At 64.3% G+C, this 2,917-nt stretch carries 3 protein-coding genes; 1 reads left to right on the top strand and 2 read right to left on the bottom strand.

Annotated elements, in window-relative coordinates:
* Positions 1-83 precede the first annotated feature (83 nt).
* A complete protein-coding gene (locus Q8R73_RS24310; RefSeq protein WP_305722087.1) occupies positions 84-1,736 on the top strand; it encodes a fumarate hydratase in 1,653 nt (550 codons plus the stop codon).
* A gap of 148 nt (positions 1,737-1,884) precedes the next feature.
* Here Q8R73_RS24310 and Q8R73_RS24305 read toward each other — a convergent pair whose 3' ends face one another.
* Together Q8R73_RS24305 and Q8R73_RS24300 are read right to left on the bottom strand one after the other, a co-directional pair.
* On the bottom strand, positions 1,885-2,181 hold the full coding sequence (locus Q8R73_RS24305; protein ID WP_305722086.1) for a hypothetical protein: 297 nt from the start codon (positions 2,179-2,181) through the stop codon (positions 1,885-1,887).
* A gap of 110 nt (positions 2,182-2,291) precedes the next feature.
* The gene (locus Q8R73_RS24300; protein WP_305722085.1) at positions 2,292-2,843 is read right to left on the bottom strand and encodes an inner membrane-spanning protein YciB; all 552 of its coding nucleotides are present in this window, start codon (positions 2,841-2,843) and stop codon (positions 2,292-2,294) included.
* Between the last annotated feature and the right edge of the window lie 74 nt (positions 2,844-2,917).

The following is a 2,917-nucleotide window of genomic DNA, read 5'->3' as shown; positions in this document are numbered from 1 at the left end:
GAACGGTTCAAACCAGATGCCGGGCGAGCGCCGGACCGTTGAAATTCCGACGCTTTTTCGCCTTTCCAACCTGCGAGACCCTCATGAACGCTCCGATCCCCGTGCCAGCGCCCAAAGCCGTTCCGCCCTACAAGCACACCCCGCTGTTTCCGCTGGGCGCGGACAAGACGCCGTATCGCAAGATTACCAGCGATGGCGTCCGCGTCGAGAGCGTGATGGGCAAGGACATGCTGGTGGTGACCCGCGAGGCGCTGCGCGCGCTCTCCGAAGCCGCCTTCGGCGACATCAATCACTACCTGCGGCCCGGCCATCTGGCGCAGCTTCGCAAGATCCTCGACGACCCCGAGGCCAGCGACAACGACAAGTTCGTCGCGTTCGATTTTTTGAAGAACGCCAACATCGCCGCCGGCGGCATTCTGCCGATGTGCCAGGACACCGGCACCGCGATCATCATGGGCAAGAAGGGTTTTCGGGTCATCACCGACGGCGACGACGAGGCGGCGCTGTCCGAGGGCGCGCGCGACGCCTATCTGCGCCGCAATCTGCGCTATTCGCAGGTGGCGCCGCTGTCGATGTACGAAGAAAAAAACACCGCCAACAACATGCCGGCGCAGTGCGAGATCTATGCCGAGGGCGACGACGCCTACAAGTTCATGTTCATGGCCAAGGGCGGCGGAAGCGCCAACAAGAGCTTTCTGTTCCAGGCCACGCCGTCGGTACTGACGAAGGACCGCATGCTGGCGTTCCTGAAGGAGAAGGTGCTGACGCTCGGCACCGCGGCGTGCCCGCCCTATCACCTCGCCATCGTGATCGGCGGCACCTCGGCCGAGCTCTGCATGAAGACGGTGAAGCTCGCTTCGGCGCGCTATCTCGATGCGCTGCCCACCTACGGATCGGCCGACGGCAATGCCTTCCGCGATCTGGAGATGGAGCAGGAGATCCTGAAAATGACGCAGTCGCTCGGCGTCGGCGCGCAATTCGGCGGCAAGTATTTCTGTCACGATGTGCGCGTGATCCGCTTGCCGCGCCACGGCGCCTCCCTGCCGATCGGGCTCGGCGTGTCCTGCTCGGCGGACCGCCAGGTGCTCGGCAAGATTACCAGGGACGGGGTCTATCTCGAGGAGCTCGAGCACAACCCCGCGCAATATCTGCCGGCGGTGGAGCAGGCGCTCGGCGGCGAGGTGGTGAAGATCGATCTCAACCAGCCGATGAAAGATATCCTGGCGACGCTCGCAAGGCATCCGATCAAGACCCGGCTGTCGCTGTCCGGCACCATGATCGTGGCGCGCGATTCCGCCCACGCCAAATTGCGCGAACGTCTCGACAGGGGCGAGCCGCTGCCGGACTATTTCAAGAATCATCCGGTGTATTACGCGGGTCCCGCCAAGACGCCGGACGGCTATGCGTCGGGCGCGTTCGGCCCGACCACCGCGGGACGGATGGATTCCTTCGTCGACCAGTTCCAGGCGGCGGGTGGATCGATGGTGATGGTGGCGAAGGGCAACCGCGCCGTCGCGGTGCGCGAGGCCTGCAAGAAGCACGGCGGCTTCTATCTCGGTTCGGTCGGCGGTGCGGCGGCCAACCTCGCCGAGCACTGCATCAAGAAGGTCGAGGTGGTGGAATATCCCGAACTCGGCATGGAAGCGATCTGGCGCATCGAGGTCGAGGATTTTCCGGCCTTCATCATCATCGACGACAAGGGCAATGATTTCTTCAAGGAACTGAATCTGGGGTGAGGGGGCGGATTGCACCAGTCGTCGACCCGGCGAACGCCGGGACCGATGCCGCGTGATGTCGCGTTTGAAAAACGACGGCAGACGAACTGCCCGTAACCGCAAGGGCCGCGACGTGTGGGTCCCCGCTTTCGCGGGGACGACGACAGGACTACGCCCTTGTCCCGGTGAACGGGAAGCTGCCCATCGGGCCGATGCCCATTTCGCCGGACATGCTGTCGCCGGCAACCTTGCCGGAGAAAGCCAGCGTCAGCGGCATCGGATTGGTGATCGAGATTTTCCAGGCCACGTCGTCGCCGGAGACGGTGCCGTCGAAGATCTCGCCGGAATTGCCGTCGGCGCCCTGGGTGCCCGTCAGCGTGCCGCCAGCGCTCGAAAGCGTCAGCGTCGCCTTGCGCTCGCCCATCGGGGTAGTCATGACGATATTCCAGTTTCCGTCGACGGCCATCTTCAGCTCTCCTCACGCATTGCGTCGCAAAACCGGAATGGTTCTGGGACAGGCTCGGTCGGCGGTATAGCGCATCTCGTGGCCCGTGCCCAATCGTTGAAATGCGGCGATCAGGCGCGGGCGGCGCGGATCCGGCCCGTGACCAGGATGCGAAACGCAACATACTGCACGGCGAAGGCGATCACCTTCGCCCCGATCAGGACCACCGAGACGTAGAACGCCCACAGCTTGAGGTCGCCGGTCGCGGCGACCGCGACGGTGCCGGCGCCGAGCACGAACATCAGCGCCGCCCAGGCGTAGCCCGCGATGGTGACATGCTCCGGAATGGTTTCGATCACGAGCGGCGGCATGTAGCGCAGCATCCAGCCGCGCTTCAGCATGATCGCGCCGATCGCGAAATGCCCGATCGCGGGCTTGGCCAGCACGAAGCGGGGATCGTGCGTCAGGAGCGTGGCACCGCCGAGCACGATCACCAGGCCGAGGCTCGCCCAGGTCATGTAGCCGAGCTGCTGTCCCTTGTAGCGGGCATAGGCCACCTGTCCGACCGCGCCCGCGATCGCTACCGCCGTCGCCAGGATGACGTCGCCGGTCGCAAGGTACAGCACGAGGAACACGATGGTGGAGAGGAAGTCGGAGCCCAATCTCGCGATTACGTCTTTCATCGGCGTTGCTCTCTCTGGATCAGTTGCCTTCTTGCACAATATTCAGGAGCCGGACAGCGCGCTGGCGGAGCCGG

The sequence above is a fragment of the Bradyrhizobium sp. genome (genome assembly GCF_030697065.1).
Classification (GTDB): Bacteria; Pseudomonadota; Alphaproteobacteria; order Rhizobiales; family Xanthobacteraceae; genus Bradyrhizobium.
This window is presented reverse-complemented; position numbering and strand designations above follow the sequence as displayed.